At 72.4% G+C, this 19,608-nt stretch carries 17 protein-coding genes; 4 read left to right on the forward strand and 13 right to left on the reverse strand.

Annotated elements, in window-relative coordinates:
- Window positions 1–223 precede the first annotated feature (223 nt).
- Both galK and galT read right to left on the reverse strand, forming a co-directional pair.
- Window positions 224–1,438, reverse strand: a complete 1,215-nt coding sequence (gene galK / locus NCG93_RS15980; RefSeq protein ID WP_194412753.1) for a galactokinase — start codon at window positions 1,436–1,438, stop codon at window positions 224–226.
- Entirely contained in the window at window positions 1,435–2,595 is a 1,161-nt protein-coding gene (gene galT, locus NCG93_RS15985) for a galactose-1-phosphate uridylyltransferase (RefSeq protein ID WP_194413739.1), read from the reverse strand. The genes galK and galT overlap by 4 nt, the downstream gene beginning before the upstream one ends.
- A gap of 160 nt (window positions 2,596–2,755) precedes the next feature.
- Between galT and NCG93_RS15990 the strand changes: the two genes are divergently transcribed.
- The gene (locus tag NCG93_RS15990; protein ID WP_241741577.1) at window positions 2,756–3,748 is read left to right on the forward strand and encodes a LacI family DNA-binding transcriptional regulator; all 993 of its coding nucleotides are present in this window, start codon (window positions 2,756–2,758) and stop codon (window positions 3,746–3,748) included.
- A gap of 513 nt (window positions 3,749–4,261) precedes the next feature.
- On the opposite strand, the gene galE is transcribed toward NCG93_RS15990, so the two are convergent.
- On the reverse strand, window positions 4,262–5,239 hold the full coding sequence (gene galE, locus NCG93_RS15995; RefSeq protein WP_194412754.1) for a UDP-glucose 4-epimerase GalE: 978 nt from the start codon (window positions 5,237–5,239) through the stop codon (window positions 4,262–4,264).
- 353 nt (window positions 5,240–5,592) lie between these two features.
- Window positions 5,593–6,294 (reverse strand): ThuA domain-containing protein, encoded by a 702-nt coding sequence (locus tag NCG93_RS16000; protein WP_194412755.1) that lies wholly within the window; start codon window positions 6,292–6,294, stop codon window positions 5,593–5,595.
- A gap of 131 nt (window positions 6,295–6,425) precedes the next feature.
- On the opposite strand from NCG93_RS16000, the gene NCG93_RS16005 reads away from it, so the two are divergent.
- Both NCG93_RS16005 and NCG93_RS16010 read left to right on the forward strand, forming a co-directional pair.
- Window positions 6,426–7,553, forward strand: coding sequence for a glycerate kinase (locus NCG93_RS16005; RefSeq protein WP_194412756.1), 1,128 nt, complete (start codon window positions 6,426–6,428; stop codon window positions 7,551–7,553).
- Window positions 7,554–7,991: 438 nt separating this feature from the next.
- Window positions 7,992–8,303 carry a GIY-YIG nuclease family protein gene (locus NCG93_RS16010; protein WP_194412757.1) on the forward strand — a complete coding sequence of 104 codons (312 nt, stop codon included), beginning with the start codon at window positions 7,992–7,994 and terminating at the stop codon, window positions 8,301–8,303.
- A 394-nt stretch (window positions 8,304–8,697) separates the two neighbouring features.
- Here the strand turns inward: NCG93_RS16010 and NCG93_RS16015 are convergent, their stop codons facing one another.
- Genes NCG93_RS16015 through NCG93_RS16035 form a run of 5 tightly spaced genes read right to left on the reverse strand, consistent with a single transcriptional unit; the run spans window position 8,698 to window position 14,540 of the window.
- Window positions 8,698–10,158 carry an aldehyde dehydrogenase (NADP(+)) gene (locus NCG93_RS16015; RefSeq protein WP_194412758.1) on the reverse strand — a complete coding sequence of 487 codons (1,461 nt, stop codon included), beginning with the start codon at window positions 10,156–10,158 and terminating at the stop codon, window positions 8,698–8,700.
- Window positions 10,159–10,187: 29 nt separating this feature from the next.
- Window positions 10,188–11,294, reverse strand: a complete 1,107-nt coding sequence (locus NCG93_RS16020) for a mandelate racemase/muconate lactonizing enzyme family protein (protein WP_252787580.1) — start codon at window positions 11,292–11,294, stop codon at window positions 10,188–10,190.
- Entirely contained in the window at window positions 11,291–12,190 is a 900-nt protein-coding gene (locus NCG93_RS16025) for a 5-dehydro-4-deoxyglucarate dehydratase (protein WP_194412759.1), read from the reverse strand. The genes NCG93_RS16020 and NCG93_RS16025 overlap by 4 nt, the downstream gene beginning before the upstream one ends.
- Window positions 12,187–13,161 (reverse strand): NAD-dependent epimerase/dehydratase family protein, encoded by a 975-nt coding sequence (locus tag NCG93_RS16030; protein ID WP_194412760.1) that lies wholly within the window; start codon window positions 13,159–13,161, stop codon window positions 12,187–12,189. Before NCG93_RS16030 ends, NCG93_RS16025 begins: the two co-directional genes overlap by 4 nt.
- Window positions 13,158–14,540, reverse strand: a complete 1,383-nt coding sequence (locus tag NCG93_RS16035) for a Gfo/Idh/MocA family protein (protein ID WP_194412761.1) — start codon at window positions 14,538–14,540, stop codon at window positions 13,158–13,160. The genes NCG93_RS16030 and NCG93_RS16035 overlap by 4 nt, the downstream gene beginning before the upstream one ends.
- 132 nt (window positions 14,541–14,672) lie before the next feature.
- On the opposite strand from NCG93_RS16035, the gene NCG93_RS16040 reads away from it, so the two are divergent.
- Window positions 14,673–14,975 carry a hypothetical protein gene (locus NCG93_RS16040; RefSeq protein ID WP_194412762.1) on the forward strand — a complete coding sequence of 101 codons (303 nt, stop codon included), beginning with the start codon at window positions 14,673–14,675 and terminating at the stop codon, window positions 14,973–14,975.
- A 71-nt stretch (window positions 14,976–15,046) separates the two neighbouring features.
- On the opposite strand, the gene NCG93_RS16045 is transcribed toward NCG93_RS16040, so the two are convergent.
- From NCG93_RS16045 to NCG93_RS16060, 4 genes are all read right to left on the reverse strand, one after another.
- Entirely contained in the window at window positions 15,047–16,051 is a 1,005-nt protein-coding gene (locus NCG93_RS16045) for a LacI family DNA-binding transcriptional regulator (RefSeq protein ID WP_194412763.1), read from the reverse strand.
- Between the two features lie 161 nt (window positions 16,052–16,212).
- Window positions 16,213–17,244 (reverse strand): LacI family DNA-binding transcriptional regulator, encoded by a 1,032-nt coding sequence (locus tag NCG93_RS16050; RefSeq protein ID WP_194412764.1) that lies wholly within the window; start codon window positions 17,242–17,244, stop codon window positions 16,213–16,215.
- A gap of 67 nt (window positions 17,245–17,311) precedes the next feature.
- Window positions 17,312–18,394, reverse strand: coding sequence for a LacI family DNA-binding transcriptional regulator (locus tag NCG93_RS16055; protein ID WP_194412765.1), 1,083 nt, complete (start codon window positions 18,392–18,394; stop codon window positions 17,312–17,314).
- A 58-nt stretch (window positions 18,395–18,452) separates the two neighbouring features.
- Window positions 18,453–19,478 carry a hydroxyacid dehydrogenase gene (locus NCG93_RS16060; protein WP_194412766.1) on the reverse strand — a complete coding sequence of 342 codons (1,026 nt, stop codon included), beginning with the start codon at window positions 19,476–19,478 and terminating at the stop codon, window positions 18,453–18,455.
- Window positions 19,479–19,608 lie beyond the last annotated feature (130 nt).

The following is a 19,608-nucleotide window of genomic DNA, read 5'->3' on the forward strand; positions in this document are numbered from 1 at the left end:
GGGCGTTCCGTCTCGGTCGCTGGAGCCACGAGCCCGGCCGTCGGAGCGAGAGCGCTGTCGTGGAGCGAGCGGGAGACCCGGTCGTTGAGCGAGCGAGAGATCCGGTCGTTGAGCGAGAGAAAGACCCGGTCGTTGAGCGAGCGAGAGACCCGGTCGTTGAGCGAGCGAGGAACGAGCGAGACGAAACGCCCCCGGACCTTCGAGGATCTCGGGCGGAAGAGGCTCAGTCGCGGGCGGCGCCGGCGGACGGGGTCACCGTGAAGATCGTCGGGGCGACGAAGCCGGCCGACGCGAAGGCGGCGGTCGCAGCATCCGTCACCGCTTGCACGCGGTCGTGCGAGACCAGCGCGATCGCAGCCCCGCCGAAGCCGCCGCCGGTCATGCGGGCGCCCACGGCTCCGGCCGACAGCGCGGCCTCGACCGCCGTGTCGAGCTCGGGGACCGAGATCTCGAAGTCGTCGCGCATGGACGCGTGGGACGCGACGAGGAGGTCGCCGATCGCGGTCGGGCCCTGCTCGCGGAGCGTCCGGACCGTGTCGAGCACGCGCTGGTTCTCGGTCACGACGTGGCGCACGCGGCGGAACGTGACGTCGTCGACGAGCCCCGCCAGGCGCGGAAGGTCGTCGGGGGTCACGTCGCGCAGCGCGGGCACGCCGAGGGCGGCGGCCCCCCGCTCGCAGGCGGCTCGACGCTCGCCGTAGCCCCCGGTCGCGTGCGAGTGCTTCACGCCGGTGTCGATGACGAGCAGCTCCAGGCCGGCCGCCGCGAAGCCGAGGTCGACGACCTCCGCCTCGAGCGAGCGGCAATCGAGGAAGATCGCCGCGTCGGCGCGGCCGAGGAGCGACGCCATCTGGTCCATGATGCCGGTGGGGGCGCCGACGGCCTCGTTCTCGGCGCGGCGGCCGACCTTCGCCAGCGCGACGCGGTCGAGGTCGATTCCCCACGTGTCGGCGAGGGCGACGGCGGTCGCGCCTTCGATCGCCGCCGACGACGACAGCCCTGCGCCGACGGGCACGTCGGACGCGAAGGCGAGGTCGGCGCCGGTGACGGACGCTGGGTCGGTTCCGGATGCCGCGAGCAGCGCCCATGCGACGCCCAGGGGGTAGCGGGCCCACTCCGGCACTTCGTCGCGCCGATCGGGGAACAGCGTCTCGAGGTCGCCGAGCGCGGCCTCGGCGGTCGTGTCATCGAAGGTGGACGCGACGCGCACGCGGAAGAGGCCGTCGGTGCGCGGCGCGAGGGCGACGTGCGTGCGGTGCTGGATCGCGAACGGCAGCACGAAGCCGTCGTTGTAGTCGGTGTGCTCGCCGATGAGGTTCACGCGGCCGGGTGCGGACCAGGTGCCGAGCGGCTCGGCGCCGAACCGGTCGGCGAAGAGGGCGCGCGCGGCATCAGCGGTGTCGTGCGCGGCAGGGGTGCGGGTGTCGGCGGTGGTCACGGGGTCTCCTCGGGGATGGATTCGACGGCCTCGCGCAGCCTTGCGGCGGCCGTCTCGGGCGGGATGTCGCCGATCCAGGCGCCCATGGCGGCCTCGGATCCGGCGAGGAACTTGAGCTTGTCGGCCGCACGGCGCGGCGACGTGAGCTGCAGATGCAGCCGCGCCGTATCGCGTCCCCGGTGCACGGGCGCCTGGTGCCAGGCCGCGATGTACGGCGTCGGCGAGTCGTAGAGAGCGTCGACTCCGCGCAGCAGGCGGAGGTAGAGCGGCGCGAGCTCGTCGCGCTCAGGCTCGGTCGTCTCGGCGAAGTCCGCGACGTGGCGGTGCGGGAGCAGGTGGATCTCGATCGGCCAGCGCGCCGCGAACGGCACGAAGGCGGTCCAGTGCTCGCCCTGGAGGATCACGCGGTCGCCGGCGCGCTCGGAGGCGAGGATGCGCTCGAACAGGTCGGGGCCCTCGCGGTCGATGGAGGCGAGGAGGCTTGTCGTGCGCGGCGTGATGTACGGGTACGCGTAGATCTGCCCGTGCGGGTGGGGGAGGGTGACGCCGATCGACTCGCCGCGGTTCTCGAACGGGAAGACCTGCTCGATGCCGGGCAGCGCCGACAGTGCGGCGGTGCGATCCGCCCATGCCTCGATGACGGTGCGCGCGCGAGTGGGGCTGAGAGAGCCGAACGATCCGGAGTGCTCGGGGCTGAAGCACACGACCTCGCAGCGTCCGACGCTCGTGCGGGTGCGGCCGAGGCCGGGCGCGACGAGGTCGTCCAGATCGCGGGGGGCGTCGATACCTGCGGGCGCGTCGCCGTGCGCGACGGCGAGCGCGGGACCGAACGACGGCGACTTGTTCTCGAACACTGCCACGTCGTAGCGCGACGGGATCTCGGACGGGTTCGTCGGCGTCTGCGGCGCGAGCGGATCGAGTTCGGCCGGCGGCAGGAACGCACGGTTCTGCCGCGCCGCAGCGATCGACACCCAGTCGCCGGTGAGCACGTCGCGACGCATGGTGGCGGTCTCGGGGCGGGGGCCGAGCTCCCGCGCATCGACCGCGCGGTCGGGGCCGAGCGCGGTTCCGGGGTCGTCGTAGTAGATGAGCTCCCGCCCGTCGGCGAGCCGAGTGGTGCGTTTGACGACACCGGCGCCGAGGGTCTGGGCCGTGATGTCGGCGGCGCGGACGGCGCCGTCCGACCGAAACTCAGGTGTGTTCACGTCAACACGGTAGCAACTCCGCTATGTTAGCGTCAACATGGCTCCGGTTCTGCGGGGTTGTGACGAGCTGCCGCCGCAGAACCGCGGGGCGTTCGGGCGGGGGAGGTCCGAGATGACTGCGAGGCGCGTGTCGATGGCCGACGTCGCCGAGCGCGCCGGTGTCTCGGGGCAGACCGTCTCGCGCGTCGTCAACGCCAGCCCCCGAGTCGACCCGGCGACACGCGCGCGGGTCGAGGCGGCGATGGCCGACCTCGGTTATCGACCGCACCGCGCCGCCCGCGCCCTGCGCACCGGTCGCACCCAGACCATCGGCCTCGTCGTTTCGACGCTCGCGTCGGTCGGCAACTCGCGCATGCTGCAGGCGGTAGCGGATGCCGCCTCCTCGCGCGGCTACGCCCTCACGGTCGTGACGCTCGGCCCCGACGGCGACGTGTCGGCCGCCTTCGAGCGGCTGTCCGACCAGGGGGTCGACGGCGCGATCGTGCTGAACGAGGCGACCGAACGCGTGCGCGAGGCCGACCTCCGCGCGGCGGGACTGACCCTGATCGTCGTCGACTCACCGCGCGACGACCGCTTCGGAGTCATCGAGACCGACCACGCCGGCGGTGCGCGACTGGCGGTGACGCATCTCCTGGAGCTGGGGCACAAGTCCGTGCACCACCTCGCCGGCCCCTTCGGCTCGTTCGCTGCCGCCGAGCGCGAGCGGGGTTGGCGTGAGGCGCTCGCCGCCGCTCAGGCGCCGGTGCCACCGGTGGTGCGGGGTGACTGGGGATCCGCGTCGGGCTTCGCCGCGGCATCCGCTCTGCTCGATGACGCTACGACCGCCGTCTTCGCCGCCAACGACCAGATGGCGCTCGGGCTTCTGCGCGCGTTCGCGGAGGCGGGTCGCGATGTGCCGGGCGACGTGAGCGTCGTCGGATTCGATGATGTGGCGGATGCTGCGGACTATCGTCCGCCCCTCACCACCGTGCACCAGGACTTCGACGCCCTCGGATCCTGGGCGGTCGCGGCCCTGGTGGACGGCATCGAGGGGGCGACCCCCGCCGGGTTCGAGACGGTGCCGACCCGGCTCGTCGTGCGCGCGAGCACCGCGCCCGACCGCTGAGCCCGCGCCCGCCCGCTGAGCCCGCGCGGCGCGCGCTCGAGGTGTCACAACGCGTCGTTTCGGGGTGGGTGTTGCCGCGGGTTGTGACCCCGGATGCTCCGGCCCGGCGAACCTCGAGCCACACCGACCGTGCGCTTCTTGGCGAGTCGCCATAATCTGCGGGTGCCGTTGCGTCTATTGGCGAGTCGCCGAGACCTGCAGTCAGCGGTTTCGCGTCGCGTCGCCTGGCGATGTTGGCGAGTCGCCAAGATCTGGAGTTTCGATGGCGCTTCTTGGCGAGTCGCCAAGAAGCGTGCGGTGAATGCGGACCGTTTCGCGAGTCGCCGAGGAATGCGCCTCGCGCGGCCGCCGAGCCCGTGAGGGAGCGGCGAGAGAGGGAGAAAGCGAGAAGCGGTAAAGCCGACGCCGAAGGTTGAATGCCGAGCCCGGCGCGAGCACTCACCCGCCCGCCCGACGTGCCAGCGCGCTCCGCGGCGGCGCGAGCTCCAAGGCCTCGGCCGGGGGCCGAGGGGCTCAGCGAGCGGCCTGACGGGCCTCCCAGCCGGACCGCACCATCTCGTCGACGGTGTACCGGTTCTTCCAGTCCAGGTCGCGCGCGGCGAGCTCTCCGGTCGCGACGATGCGGTCGGGGTCGCCGGGCCGGCGGGGCGCGATCTCGGGCGTGAAGTCGATACCGGTCACGCGCGCCATCGCGTCCATGATCTCGCGCACGCTCAGCCCATTCTGCGAGCCGAGGTTGTACGCGGGCTCGATCGGCTGGCCGGTCAGCAGGCGCTGTGCGGCCGCGACGTGGGCGGCCGCGATGTCGGCCACGTGCACGTAGTCGCGCACGTTCGTGCCGTCGGGGGTGTCGTAGTCGTCGCCGTTGATGCGGGGGGTGCGCCCCTCGATCAGCGCCTCGAAGACGAGCGGGAACAGGTTGTGGGGGCTGGTGTCGTATACCGTCGGGTCGCCCGAGCCGACGACGTTGAAGTAGCGCAGCGCGGTGTAGCGGAGGGCATGCTCCGACGCGGCCGTCGCGATCGCCTGGTCGCGGATGAGCCACTCGCCGATCAGCTTGGACTCGCCGTACGGCGATGCCGGGCGCTTGGGCAGATCCTCGGTCACGAGGGGCACATCGGGGGTTCCGTAGACGGCCGCCGACGACGAGAACACCAGGTTCGCGACATCCGCCGACTGCATCGCCTCGAGGAGCGCGCGTGTGCCCTCGACGTTCTGCGCGTACGTGTGGAGCGGCCGCTGCACCGAGACGCCGGCGTACTTGAACCCGGCGAGGTGGATGACCCCCTCCACCTCGTGGTCGCGCAGCGCGCGCTCGACGAGGTCGCGGTCGAGGATCGAGCCGCGCACGAACGGAACGCCCTCGGGCACGAAGCCGGCGTGGCCGCTCGAGAGGTCGTCGACGACGACGGGGGTCAGCCCCGCACCGTCGAGAGCGCGGACGATATGGGCGCCGATGTAGCCGGCACCTCCGGTCACGAGCCAGGTCATGTCACTCCGTCGGTCGATTGAGCGGGGGTCGGTTCGCCGAGTGGCGCGCTTCCATTCTGCCCGCTCCCGTACGGCGTCCCTGTCGGGTGGCAGGGCGGGACGGATGCCGCGGCCCGCGTACCGACAGGTCAACCGCGCTTCCACAGGAGGTTGATTCGATTCAGCCTCCTGTGGAAGCGCGGTTGACCTGTTGGCGGCGCCTGGCGGGGGACGCGGAAGGGAGGCGACCGGCCCCGGCTCGAGGCCCCGATGGGCGGGGTTTGGCCCCGGTGGGAGGCCCCGATGGGAGGGGCCCGGCCCCGGTGGGAGGCGTCAGGCGCCCGGTGGCCGGCGCTTGGAACCGGCGGGAGAGGTCAGACTCGTGCGGCCCAGCGCGCCGCGCGCTGCAGCAGGTCGACGTACTCCGGAGCGTCGTAGGCGCGCTCGTCATGGCCGAGCGAGGATACGACCGCCCGGGTCGGCTGCTCGCGCACCCAGATCGCCGCGTGCGCGGTACCGTCGACGTCGTGCTCGGCGAGCATCCGCGCACCCGGGTCGACCGCGAGGTCGCTGTAGCGCTCGTCGAACACGTCGATCCCCGGGATGCCGTCGGTCACCGGATGACCGCCGTCGACCACCCGCACGTGCGCATCGCCGATGGCGGGATGCCACGACCGACCCGGCTCCCACTCGCCGCCGATGGCCTCGCGCCAGGCCGGGTGGTCGCGCAGCGTCGACAGCGCAGCGTGCACGGCGACGATGCCGATGCCGCGGGCGACCGCTGCCCGCAGCCCGGCATCGGCGGCCGGATCGGCGAAGCGCTCGAGCTCGGCGTCTCCGTGACGCCAGGGGTCGCCGGCGTTGACGACGAGGAGGTCGACCTCGTCGAGATGCGCGAGCGCGTGGTCGACATCACCGTCGACCGTGACCTGCCAGCCGTCCTCCCGCAGGATCGCGGCTACGCGCGCGGACGTCTCGGTGAACGGATGCCACGGGTCGGCGTAGCGACCGGAACCCGAGGCGACTGTGGCCCGCGGCGCCGTGGGCGGGGCTTCGGGGCGCTCACTGGATGGCATGATGGCAGGATAACGCTTTCCCGCGAGGTTGTCTTCCACGGATGTGCTCGACGCCAGCCGGGCACGCACGGATGACGCGCGCGGGCGTCCGCCCCAGGACGCGACGTCGCACGCACGAGGAGAATGACGCCATGGCCCGCACCATCGTGATCGCGCCGGACTCGTTCAAGGGGACGATCGGCGCCGCGGCCGCCGCCGCGGCGCTCGCCGCAGGGTGGCGGCGCGAGAGCCCCTCCGATGACGTGCGCCTGCTGCCGATGGCCGACGGTGGCGAGGGCACGGTGGACGCGTTCGCGGCGGCGGTGCCGGACGCCCGCCGGATGCCGGTGACCGTGACAGGTCCGGAAGGCGCGCCGGTGGCGGCATCCTGGGTCCTCCTCCCGCCGAGCCCCGACGCGCCGCGCGGAACCGGCGTCGTCGAGCTCGCCAACACCAGCGGGATCGAGCTGCTCGGCACTCCGCCGCGCCTTCGGGCCTTCGACGCGCACACGCGCGGCTTCGGCGAGGCGATCGCCGACGCCTTGGCCCACGGGGTGTCGCGGCTTGTGCTGGGCATCGGCTCGAGCTCGTCGACCGAGGGCGGCACCGGCATGCTCACGGCGCTGGGGGCGCGGTTCGCGGATGCCGCAGGCTCGCCGATCGCGGACGGCGCCCGTGGCCTCGGTGCGCTGTCGGCGGCCGACCTGTCGGGCCTGGCGCCGCTCCCGTCCCACGGCGTCACCGTGCTCAGCGACGTCACCAACCCGCTGTTGGGCGCCCGCGGCGCTGCCGCCGTCTTCGGCCCGCAGAAGGGTGCGCGCCCCGCTGACATCGGAGAGCTCGACGCGGGGCTGGCTCGCCTGGCTGCGCTGGTCGACGCGGATCCGGATGCTGCGGGCGCAGGTGCTGCGGGCGGCACCGGCTTCGGGCTGCTGGCGTGGGGTGCCCAGCTGGTGCCGGGCTCGGCTGCGGTCGCGGAGCTGGTGGGGCTCGATGCCGCGGTGGCTGCCGCATCCGTCGTCGTCACCGGTGAGGGGTCGTACGACGGGCAGTCGGCCGCGGGCAAGGTGCCGGCCCACGTCGGCGCGCTCGCTGCGGCCGCGAGCGTGCCGGTGGCCCTCGTCGCGGGCCGCATCACGACGGATGCCGACACGTCGGGCTTCGCTGCCACAGCCTCGCTGACCGCGCTCGCCGGGTCGAGCGAGGCCGCGATGCAGGATCCCGCGCGGTGGCTCACCGAGGCGGGAGCCGTCCTCGCGCGCGCCTTCGCCCTCCGCTGACGCAACCCGGTTCCCCGGTCCCTGAGCGAGGGAGCGCCAGCGACCGAGACGAAGGGTGGATGCTTCGTCTCGCTGGCGCTCGCTCAGCGACCGGGTCTGTGTTCCGCGCGGGTCCCGGTCCCGGTCCCGGTCCCTGAGCGAGGGAGCGCCAGCGACCGAGACGAAGGGTGGATGCTTCGTCTCGCTGGGGCTCGCTCAGCGCCCGGGCCTGTGTTTCCGGGCGGGTCAAGTTTCCCGGTTCCTGAGCGAGGGAGCGCCAGCGACCGAGACGAAGGGTGGATGCTTCGTCTCGCTGGCGCTCGCTCAGCGACCGGGCCTGTGTTTCCGGGCGGGTCAAGTTTCCCGGTCCCTGAGCGAGGGAGCGCCAGCGACCGAGACGAAGGGCTCGCCTGTGGATAACGACGACCGCTCGACGTTGATGACGCCTAAGGTCCCGGCATGGCCTTCGTCTACATCCTGCGGTGCTCCGACGGCAGCTTCTACACGGGCAGCACGGTGAACCTGAGCTTTCGAGTCGCCCAGCACAATGCGGGTGAGGGGGCGGCGTATACGCGCGAGCGTCGTCCCGTCGAGTTGGTATGGCAGGCGGAGTTCCAGCGCATCGCCGAGGCATTCGGCTGGGAGAAGCGGATCCAAGGATGGAGCCGAGCGAAGAAGCAGTTGCTGATCGATGGTCGCTACGAGGAGCTCCCCGGGTGGAGTGCCCGCACACGGTCCGCGCGTTCCCCCGGCGACGCTTCGTCTCGCTAGCGCTCGCTCAGCGCCCGGGAAGGCGTGGACGCTTCGTCTCGCTGGCGCTCGCTCAGCGACCGGGAAGGCGTGGACGCTTCGTCTCGCTGGCGCTCGCTCAGCGGCCAGGCCTGTGTTTCCGCGCGGGTCCCGGTCCCGGTCCTGAGCGACGGAGCGCCAGCGGCCGAGGCAAAGCGGGTGGGCGCTTCGTCTCGCTAGCGCTCGCTCAGCGACCGGGGTCTATGCCGCCGGGCTCCACGAGTTCCCCGGTCCCTGAGCGAGGGAGCGCCATCGACCGAGACGAAGGGTGGGCGCTTCGTCTCGCTGGCGCTCGCTCAGCGACCGGGTCTGTGTTTCCGCGCGGGTCAAGTTGCCCGGTCCTGAGCGAAGCGACCGAGACGAAGGGCGCGCCGGGTCAGGGGACCCGCAGCACGCTGTTGCGGCGGTGCGGGAGGCGCTCGAGCGTGGCGTCGCGGAGCACCTCGGGCAACAGCGCCTCGGGCGCATCCTGGAACACGACCGGGCGGAGGAAGCGGCGGATCGCCGTCGCACCGACCGAGGTGTGCAGCGACGTCGTCGCGGGCCACGGGCCGCCGTGCTGCTGCGACCACGTCACCGCCACGCCCGTCGGCCAGCCGGCGAAGAGCACGCGGCCGGCCTTGCGGGTGAGCACCTCGAGCACGCTCGCGACCTCGTCCGACGGCTCGGAGTGCAGCGTCGCGGTCAGCGAACCGGGCACCGCCTCGAGGGCGGCGTGCAGCTCCTCGTCCGAGGAGTAGCGCACCAGCAGGGTGACGGGTCCGAAGCACTCCTCGAGGAGCGTCTCCGGGCGGGCGGCGACGGCCGCGGCATCCGTCGACAGCACCACCGGGCGTGCCGACCCCTCCTCGGCGGGAAGGCCCTGTGCGACGACCGCCACCGACGGGTCGCCCTCGAGGTGCTCGATCCCCGACGGGAACGCAGCCGTGATGCGGTCGGTGAGAAGCGGCCCACCCGAGGCGCCCGTCGCGAAGCCCGCGACGAGGTCCTCGAAACCGGCGCCGTCCGGCACGAACACCACACCGGGCTTGGTGCAGAACTGGCCGACGCCGAGCGTGAACGATCCGACGAGGCCCTGCGCCAACGCCTCGCCGCGCGCGGCGACCGCGGCCGGCGTGATGACCACCGGGTTGACCGAGCCGAGCTCGCCGTAGAACGGGATGGGATCGGGGCGGCCCGAAGCGAGGTCGAAGAGCGCCCGCCCGCCGGTGAGCGAGCCGGTGAAGCCCGCCGCCTGGATCACGGGATGCTGCACCAGCGCGTTGCCCGCCTCGCGACCCTCGACGAGCGCGAGGGATCCTTCGGGCGCGCCGGCGTCGACGAGCGCGGCGGACACGATCGCCGCCGTGCGCTCCGACAGGCGCGGGTGGCCCGAATGCGCCTTCACGATGACGGGGTTGCCGGCGGCGAGCGCCGATGCCGTGTCACCGCCGGCGACCGAGAACGCGAAGGGGAAGTTGGAGGCCGAGAACACCGCCACCGGGCCGACGCCGACGAGCATGCGGCGCAGCTCGGGTCGCGGCGGGGTCGCCGCCGCGTCCGCGTCGTCGATGGTGAGCTCGAGGTACGAGCCCTCTTCGACGACGGTCGCGAACAGCCGCAGCTGGCCCGTCGTGCGGCCCACCTCTCCGCGCAGCCGCGCGGCGCCCAGGCGTGTCTCCTGGTCGGCGATCTCGACGAGCTCGTCGGCGTGCGCGTCGAGCGCGTCGGCGGCTGCGCGCAGCCACGACGCGCGGGTCGCGGCATCCGCTGCCCGCCAGACGGGTGCGGCGGCGGCTGCCGCTGCGGCGAGAGCGTCGAGCTCGGTGGTGCTGGTGGTGGTGAGGGCGGTGGTCATGAGACTCCTCCGGAAGCGTGCAGTTGGGGTTATGAGAAGCGGATGCCGAGACCGGCGTGGTCGGCCTCGGTGAGGATGCCGTCCGAGATGCGCACGGGTGAGGTATCCACCAGGGCGCCGAGAGCGCCGAAGCCGGCGTCCTCGACGTCCTCGACCATCGGCTCGGGGACGCCCGGCACGGCGCGCAGGCATAGCGCGAGCTGGCCCGACAGCTCGGGCAGCAGGTGCGGGTGCAGAGCCGCACCGTACTCGGCGGCGATCGCCGCGATGCCGAGGAACGGCGTGATGCCGCCGACGCGCACGACGTTGGGCTGCACGATCTGCGCGGCGCCCGTGCGGAGGAAGTCGTCGAAGCGGAACACGTTGTGCAGGTTCTCGCCGACCGCGATGGGGATGCCGCTCGACGCCGCGAGACGCTGCGCGAGCTCGATGTGGCCGTACAGGTCGTCGGCGCGCAGCGGCTCCTCGATCCAGGCGGGCGAGACCTCCGCGAGCACCTCGAGCGACCGCGTCGCGCGGTCGAGCTCCCACCGCTGGTTCGCGTCGATCATGAGCGCGCGATCGGGGCCGAGCACCTCGCGCACCGCGCGCAGGCGATCGAGGTCTTCGGCGACGTCGGGCTTGCCCACCTTGACCTTGACGGCGTCGAACCCCGCGTCGACCCAGCGCCGCACCTGGGCGACCAGCTCGTCCTGGGTGTAGTGCAGGTTCACGCCCGAGCCGTAGGCCTTCGTGCTCTCGCGCTGCGCGCCGAGGAAGCCGGTCAGCGACGTGCCGGCCGCGCGGATCGCGGCATCCCACAGTGCAAGATCGAGGCCCGCCTGCGCGATGGTGGAGAGGCCGCCGCCACCGGCTTCGTGGAGATGCTGCCAGAGCGCGCGCCACTCGGCGCCCGGGTCGGCGGACCGGCCGATCGCGAACGCCGTGATGTCGTTCGCCAGGAGCGCGTGCACCGCCTCGGCGCCGATCTGCGGCGTCCACGAGAAGCCCCAGCCCTCGGCGCCGTCGGAGCGGACGACGTGCGTCGCGACCACGCCCACCGAGGTGACATCGGCGCCCCACGGCCGGGTCAGCGGCACGCGGATCAGCCGCGTGTCGAACGCGGCGATCGTCGGGGACTCGGGAGCCGTCGTCACAGCAGCGCGCGTCCTGCCTCGAGGATCTCGGCGAGGCGCTGCTCCTGTGCGGGAGTCGGGTCCACCAGCGGTGCGCGCACCGAGCCGACCGGCAGGCCGCCCAGGCGGAGGCCGGCCTTGATGAGCGAGACGCCGAAGCCCGGGGTCTCGTCGCGCAGCTGCACGAGCGGCGAGTAGAAGCCGTCGAGCAGGGCGGCACGGCGGTCCTCGTCCCCGCGCACGTACGCGCGGTAATACGCGTTCGCGACGGCCGGGATCATCGCGAACGCCGCCGAGGAGTACAGCGGGATGCCGATGCCGCGGTAGGCGCCCTGGGTCAGCTCGGCGGTGAGCAGGCCGTTGAAGAAGGCGAAGTCGTCGCGTCCCTCGGCCGCCACCGCGCGCACGATCTGCTGCGCCAGGCCGACGTCGCCGACGCCGTCCTTGAAGCCGACGACCTTGGGGTTGCGTGCGAGCCGGCGCACGGAGTCGACCGAGAACTGGGCGTTGGCGCGGTGATAGATCACGACGGGAAGATCGGATGCCGCAGCCACCGCCTCGACGTAGGCGACGAGTCCCGCCTGCGGACCGCCGACCAGGTAGGGCGGCAGCACCAGCAGCGCGTCGGCGCCGGCGTCGGCGGCGGCGCGGGCGAGGGCCGTGGCGTGGCCGAGGGGTCCGCCCGTACCCGCGACGACGGGGACGCGGCCGGCGACGGTCTCGGTCGCCACCTGCACGACGCGGGTGGCCTCCTCGGTCGACAGGGCGTGGAACTCACCCGTGCCGCACGCCGGGAAGACTCCGCCGGGCGCGTGGGCGAGCGTGGTGTCGAGGTGCTGCCGCAGCAGGTCCTCGTCGATGCGGCCGTCGGTGTCGAACGGGGTGACGGGGAAGAAGAGGATGCCGTCGAAGTTCACGCCAGCACGTCCTTTCGGGCGAGGTCGGGGGAGGGGGCGAGTGCGGGGTGGGAGTGGGGAACGGGGCCGAAGGGCGGCTCGCCCAGCTCGCCCCGCCAGTTGTGGGCGGGGCGCCAGCCGAGCACGCGGCGGGCCTTCGCGTTGGAGAACGCCGGAGCGGTGCCGGTCAATTCCGCGGCGAGCTCCTCGGTGCCGGGCACGAACCGCGGCAGCAGTTCGGCGAGGGGCCGGCGCGCCAGCGCATCGTCGGCGCCGACGAAGAAGACCTCGGCATTCGGGATGTCGGGCAGCGCGACCAGCAGCGTGTCGATGAAGGTCGCCACGTCGCGGGCGTCGACGTAGTTGAAGAGCGCCGGCGCCGACAGGGCGGGGTCGGCGAGGCGCTCGGCGACCGTGTGGCCCTGCTGGGTGGGCGCGCCCTTCCACTCTTCAGGCGCGATGACGTAGCAGGGGCGGAAGGCGGCGAACCGGGTCGCGTCGCCGGTCTGGCGCGCGAGCATCGCCATCGTCTGCTCGGCGAGGTGCTTCGACAGCGCGTAGGCGTTCCACGGCTTCGGCGTCGTCTCCTCGTCGAGGGGCAGGCGGTCGGGCAGCCAGCCCTTCGGCGCCCCGTAGCCGAGCACGGTGGGACTGGACGCTGTGACGATCTTCGGGATGCCGGCGGCGACGCCCGCCGTCATCACGGTGAGCGCCATCGTCGCGTTGGTGCGGAGGATGACCTCCTCGGGGGCGCTGAACGGCACGGCGATCGCGGCGAGATGGATGAGCGCGTCGGCACGGGTGCCGGCGATCGCGCGGGTGGCGGCATCCGTGTCGGTCAGGTCGACCGCGATCTGCTCGAGCCCCTGCAGCTCGACGGCGTCGGAGACGGCGCGGTCGAGCGACACGGTCTCGTGGCCGGCCGCGGCGAGTCCTGCGACGAGGCTGCGTCCGAGGCGTCCGGCGCCCCCGGTGACGGCGATGCGGCTCATGCGCGTGCGGCCGCGACGGCGGTCGAGTCGGCGGCGGCGTCGCCGGCCGCGTCCGACGCGAGGAAGCGGATGCCGAGCTCGGCGACCTGCACCGGCAGCCCGGTCTCGAGCGAGCGATTGCCGGCGATGCCCACCGCGATGGAACGCACGCCGTCGCGCCAGTCGGCCGGGCGGGCGAGGGGGTCGTCGCCGGGGCCTTCGAAGACGTCGGAGAGCAGCAGCTCGTCGCCGCCGCCGTGACCGCCTTCGCCGACGGCGACGATGGGGACCTCGTAGGCCGCCTCCCAGTGCTTCTGCACGATGAGGCGCTCGCCCTCGGGGCGCAGCGACCCGGAGCTGCCGGCGTCGACGGCGGACGGGTCGAGCACCGGGTGCAGGCCCTCGTCGGCGAGCACGGCGCCGCGCTCCACGACCTCGAGCTCGGCGCGACCGAGGGTGCCGTTGACCGCGACGCGGTAGCCCTCCCACGGCGAGTGCGCGTTGAGCGAGTAGCTGAGGGTCGCGCCGGACGCGTAGTCGACCACGAGGGCGAGGTTGTCCTCGATGGTGATCCCCTCGCCGAACACGTCGCGGTCGCGCAGGTACCCGTCGTGCTGCTCGGCGTCGAGATAGAGCGCCTTGAGTCGCTCGTCGCCCCGCAGGTCGAGTTCGAAGGAGTCGGCACCGTCGTGGGTGCCGCGCTCGGGCCGGTTCCGGATGCCGCGGGCCGCGGCGTTCTCGGAGCCGTAGAAGCGCAGCCCGCCCGAGGCGAAGACGCGCCGCGGCGCCGAGCGGATCCACCAGTTGACGAGATCGAAGTGGTGGCTGGCCTTGTGCACGAGCAGGCCGCCGGAGTGCTCCTTCTCGCGGTGCCAGCGACGGAAGTAGTCGGCCCCGTGCTTGGTGTCGAGCACCCACGAGAAGTCCACCGAGGTGACCTGGCCGATCGTGCCGTCCTGGATGACCTGGCGCAGCGCGGAGTTGCGGGGCGAGTAGCGGTAGTTGAACGTGATGACCACCTCGCGGCCGGTGCGGTCGATCGCGTCCTCGATGGCAGCGGCGCTCGGGCCGTCGATCGTCAGCGGCTTCTCGACCACGACGTCGGCTCCGGCATCCAGCGAGCGCACGATCAGCGGAGCATGCAGGTCGTCGCGGGCGCAGATCACCACGCGCTCGACCTGCTCGGCGCGGATCATGTCCTCGAGATCGTCCGGGCCGTAGACGGCCGGGGCGGGGAAGCCGGCCTCGACCACGCGGTCGACGTAGTACTGCGCGCGCACCGGGTTCGGCTCGCAGATGGCGACGAGCGCGGCGTCATCGCGGTAGCGCCCGATGATGGCGTCGACGTACATCTGGGCGCGGTGTCCCGCACCGACGAGGGCATACCGGCGGCGACTCATCTCACTCCTTCAGGAAACGTTTTCTCAGAATAGCACGCGGGCGCGAGCTGGTGCCGAGGGGTGCGGCGGGCAAGGAGCGAGGAGAATGGCCCGACGGCCGGTTCGGCCGAGGGATCGACGGGAGGTCGACCTATGGCTGACATCGACGGACGCTGGGCGATCGAGGTGGCGACACTCGTGGGTTCCCGCCGCTTCGACCTCACTCTGACGACGGTCGGCACGTCCCTCACGGGCACGGCGGTCGGACCCACCGGACTGATTCCGATCCGCAGCGGGACTGCGGCGGGAGACAGGGTCGAGTTCGTCCTCGATTTGGTCGCGCCGCTGCCGACCTCGCTGGTCTTCGCGCTGCAGGTCAGGGGTGACCGGCTGACGGGCACCGCGCAAGCGGGACTCTTCCCGCCCTCGAACGTCCTCGGCACCCGCACGGGGTGATGCCACCCGGCTCGACGGGGGCGTGGGTACGCAAGCCGCGCGCGGACGGCGCCGCTGGGCCCGGGGGTGCCTCAGGCGGCGGGGCCGGTCGTGCCGCGCACCGTGAGCTCGGGCAGTACCGTCAGCGGGCCGCCCGGCTCGTCGCCCTCGAGCAGCTCGCGCATGCGCGCCCATGCCTGCACGCCGAGCTCGGCCGCGGGAACGGCGGCCGTGGTGAGCGGAGGAGTCGTGTACTGCGCGAACGGGATGTCGTCGAACCCCACGATGGAGAGGTCGCCGGGGACGCGGCATCCGCTCGCCTGCACCGCGCTCAGCAGGCCCATCGCCACGAGGTCGTTGAAGGCGACCGCGGCCGTGGCGTCCGAGGCGAGCACGGCTGATCCGGCGGCGGCGCCGGCTTCGAAGTCCACGCCGCAGGGGATCTCCGTGATCTCGGTGTCGGGGTGGTCGGCCACGAACGCGGCGATCGCCTCGAGCCGCGCGGCGTTCGCGACGCTGCGCGGCGCGCCCGCCAGGAAGACGATGCGCCGATGACCCAGCCCGTGGAGATGGGCGAGTTCGTCGGCCAGCGCGCCTCCGTAGTCGGCCCGCACCGACGGCACCTCGCCCGACGTGCGGTTGATCAGCACGACCGGCCGCAGGCCGCCGACGAGCCGGTCGAGCTCGTCCTGCGGCAGTCGCGGCGAACACAGGATCACCCCGTCGGTGCGGCGCCGGGTGGCGCCGGCGAGCACGCGCTCTTCCTCGACCGACTCCGCCGAGTCGGCCACGAGCACGTGGTAGTCGTCGGCAGCGGCGGCACGGCTCAGCCCGCGCAGGATCGCCTGGAACGTCGGGTTGCCCAGGTCGGGCACGATAACCGCCACGGTCTGCGTGCGGCCCAGCACGAGGCTGCGCGCCACGGGGCTCGCGGTGTAGTCGAGGGCGGCCGCGGCATCCTTCACCCGTTCCGTCAGGGCGGGATCCACCGTGGGATTGCCGTTCAGTGCGCGCGAGACGGTCGACAGCGACACCCCCGCGCGTGCCGCGACATCGGCGATCGTGACGCGCGCCGGCCCGTCGTTGCGTCGAGTCATGCCTCTCCTCACCGTCGGCTCAGCCTAACCGGGCAGGAAACGCTTCCCGCGGCGCGCCGCTGCCGGGAGGCGAGATCTGCGAGGGGAGGGGGAGGCGCCGCCGCCCGGCGCACGTCGCGTGCAGCCCGACAGGGCGTGGGTGCTACGGGCCGGCGCGGGTGTCAGCGCTTCGGTGTGCTGCCGCGGACGATGACCTCGAGGGGGAGCTGGGGCTCGTCGGCCTCCCACTCCGGGTCGGTCGCCGCCCGCAGGGCGCGGTGGCCGAGATCCTCCAGCGGTACCCGCACGGTCGTCAGGCCGGGACGGATGTCGCGACCCGTCGCGATGTCGTCGAAGCCGGCGACGGCGATGTCGGCGCCGACCTGGCGTCCGGCGTCGCGGACGGCCGACATGATGCCGATCGCGACGACGTCGCTGATGCCGAAGATCAGCGTGCCTGCCTCCACATCGCCGGTGAGCAGGTCGGCGGCCGCCTCGTAGCCCGCGTCACGGGTGAAGCCGACACGTCGCACCTCGCGGATCGCGCCGCCGGCCGCGGTGAAGCCTTCGGAGAACCCGGCGAGTCGGTCGTCCGACGTGCGGATGCCCTCGGCTGCCGCGACGACGATCGCATCCCGATAGCCGAGTCGGGCCAGCGCCGCGCCGAGCGCTGCCGCACCGCCGTGATTGTCGACGGCGACCGAACGCGCTGCGCCCCCGCCCGGTCCGACCACGACGACGCGGCCGCCCATGTTCGAGAAGGCGTCGAGCTCACCCTGGAGGCCGACGGCGTCCGGTCCTTCGACGCGGGATGCCGCGAGGATGAGGCCGCGCGGACGCTGGCCTCGCAGCGCGCGCACCAGCTTCACCTCGCGCTGCGGGTCTCGCTCGGTGATCGCGATGGTGACGACGAGGCCCGCCTCGTCCGCCCCCCGCGCGACGCCCGAGGCGAGCTGACCGAAGTAGGGGTCGGCGATGTCGGCGACCAGCAGCGCGACGATCGCGGAGGTGCCGCGCGCGGTGGCCTGTGCCGAGAGGTTCGCCGAGTAGCCCAGTTGCTCAGCGGCCGCCTCGACCCGCTCTCGGTAGCTCTCGGCGACCTTGCGGGTCGAGCCGTTGAGCACGCGCGACGCGGTGGCGAGCGAGACGCCGGCCACGCGGGCGACGTCGTGGAGGGTGGCTGCGCCTCGGGTGGGCGCGGTGATGTCACTCACAGGCCAGAGTCTAGGCCCTGTGTCCGGTTCGCTGCAGGCATTGGGAAACGGTTTCCTGACGGAATCCTCAGGCGGGCGGCGCGGTGGACGCCCGCACGATCAGCCGGGGATCGACCTGGAGCTGCACGGGCGGTTCTGCCGTCCCATGGTCGATGAGGTCGAGCAGCATCCGCACGGCGTGGGCACCGACCCGCCGCCGCTCCGGCGCGACGGCGGTGATGGGCGGGTCCGCGTGCGCAGAGACGTCGTCGTCGTACGCGACGATCGACAGCTTTCCGGGCACGGAGAGCCCACGACTGCGCGCATTCTGCACCAGTCCGAACAGCGAGTTCTCGTCGCCGTGGCTGAAGACGGCTGTCGCGCCGAGCGCCTCCACCGTGTCGAGGACCACGTCGGCGCTCCCGCGTTCCCACGTCGGGCCGGCGCCCAGCTCCCGCGGTCCGAGGATGACGCTCTCAGGATCGAAACCCAGTCGCTCGATCGCATCGCCCCAGCCGCGCCGCACGAACTCGGCGCTCTGCGAACTGCCGCGGCTGACCATGACGAGCCGGCGATGGCCGAGTTCGCGCAGATGCCTGAGCGCACTGACGACGCCGCGCTCGTGCGCCGAGCGGACCGACGAGACGATCGCGAGCCCGCCGCCCGGAGTCTCGCGTTCGACGAACACGACGGGAACGCTCAGCGCGGACGTGAAGGCGGCGAATTCCGGAGCTTCCTCGACCTCCGACACCGTGGGAACCCACAGCAGTCCGTCGACGCCCGCTTCGACCAGCTCCTCGACGAGGCGATACTCGACGTCGAGGTCGTACTCCGAGATCACGAGCTTGAACTCGCCGATCCCGTCGAGCGCGTCGCCGATGCCTTCGACGACGTACCGGTAGTAGTACGACGTCGGCACGACGACGCCGATCGTGGCTGACGATGTCCGCGGAGGAGTGACATGCCCGGTGGGAAGCATCGCGCCGCCGCGCACCTTGTCGAGTGAGTTCTCGGCGACGAGGGTGTCCAGGTCGCGTCGCACGGTCACATGGGAGACACCGAGATCTGCGGTCAGCCGCGCGATGCTGACGGCGCCGTCCTGCTGGGCGAGCTCCAGGATGCGTGCGCGCCGCTCTGCTGCCAGCATCTCGCCTCCCGTCGCTGTGGCCATGCTCAGACTAACGTTCCTCACGAGAATGAACAGGATTTTCGAGATCGCTCAAGATCGATCAGGCGATGTGGCTGAGACTCCCTCGGTCGACGCGGTGCAGCGGCGGCTGAGACTCGTTGAGGCGCCGCAGCTCCTCCAAGACGGCATCGGCGAGCCGATGCGTCTCGGCATGCATGGCACCCGCGATATGCGGCGTGAGCACCACGCCCGGGGTGGTGAAGAGCGGCGAATCGGCCGGAAGCGGCTCGGGCTCGGTCACGTCCAGGATCGCGCGCAGCGTGCCCGCACGGCAGCGGGCCATGAGAGCCTCCGAGTCGACGAGGGAGCCGCGCGCCGTGTTGATGAGTACGCCGTCCTGCCGCAGGAGGGCCAGACGCCGCGCGTCGATGAGATGCCGAGTCTCCGGAAGCTCGGGAGCGTGGATCGTGACGATGTCGCTCTGCGCGAGCAGATCATCGAGACCGGTCAGCTGCGCGCCCGCGAGTGCGGCGCTCCGCGCATCGTGGAAGGGGTCGGCTGCGAGCACCCGGAAGTCGAACGCACGCAGCAGCTCGGCCACGCGCCTGCCCACCCGCGAGAGGCCGACGATGCCGACGGTGCCGCCGAAGCCGAGGGCGGGAGGAACGTCGCGTCGCCACGCGCCCCCGACATCTCGGCTCCGGGCGTACCCGTCGATGTACGCCGCCACGCGCTTCGCCTCGAGGATGATCGTGGCCACCGTGTATTCCGCGACGGGTATCGCGTTCGCGTCGGCTGCGCTGGTGACCAGCACACCCGCGTCCCAGAACGCCTGGCTGATCTGTCCTTTGACCGAGCCGCCCGCGTGCAGGACCGCGCGCAGGCGGGGGGCCATGGCCAGCAGCTCGGGCCCGAGGCTCGGCCCGCCCCATCCGGTGACGAGCACTTCGACATCGCGCAGGCGGGCGACGGCGTGCGGCGACGTCAGATCGTCGACGCGGACGGGCTCTTCCAACTCCGTGAGTTCGCGCAGCGAGGCGAGTCGCGGCGTGTCGAAGAGGTCCGCGAACGCGGAGGCGCCCATCGCGACGAGCGCTGCGGGGCGACTGGAAGACGTCGATGCCATGCTCAGATCACATCACAAACCTCTCATAATTCACAAGTTAGAAAGTTTAACTTAAGAAAATGTGACAAAAGCTTGCGTAACGCAAATCAAGCCCACATACTGGCCACGAAGCACGACGGAGTGTCACCGG

Origin of the sequence: Microbacterium yannicii, from assembly GCF_024055635.1 — a bacterium.
Taxonomy (GTDB): domain Bacteria; phylum Actinomycetota; class Actinomycetes; order Actinomycetales; family Microbacteriaceae; genus Microbacterium; species Microbacterium yannicii.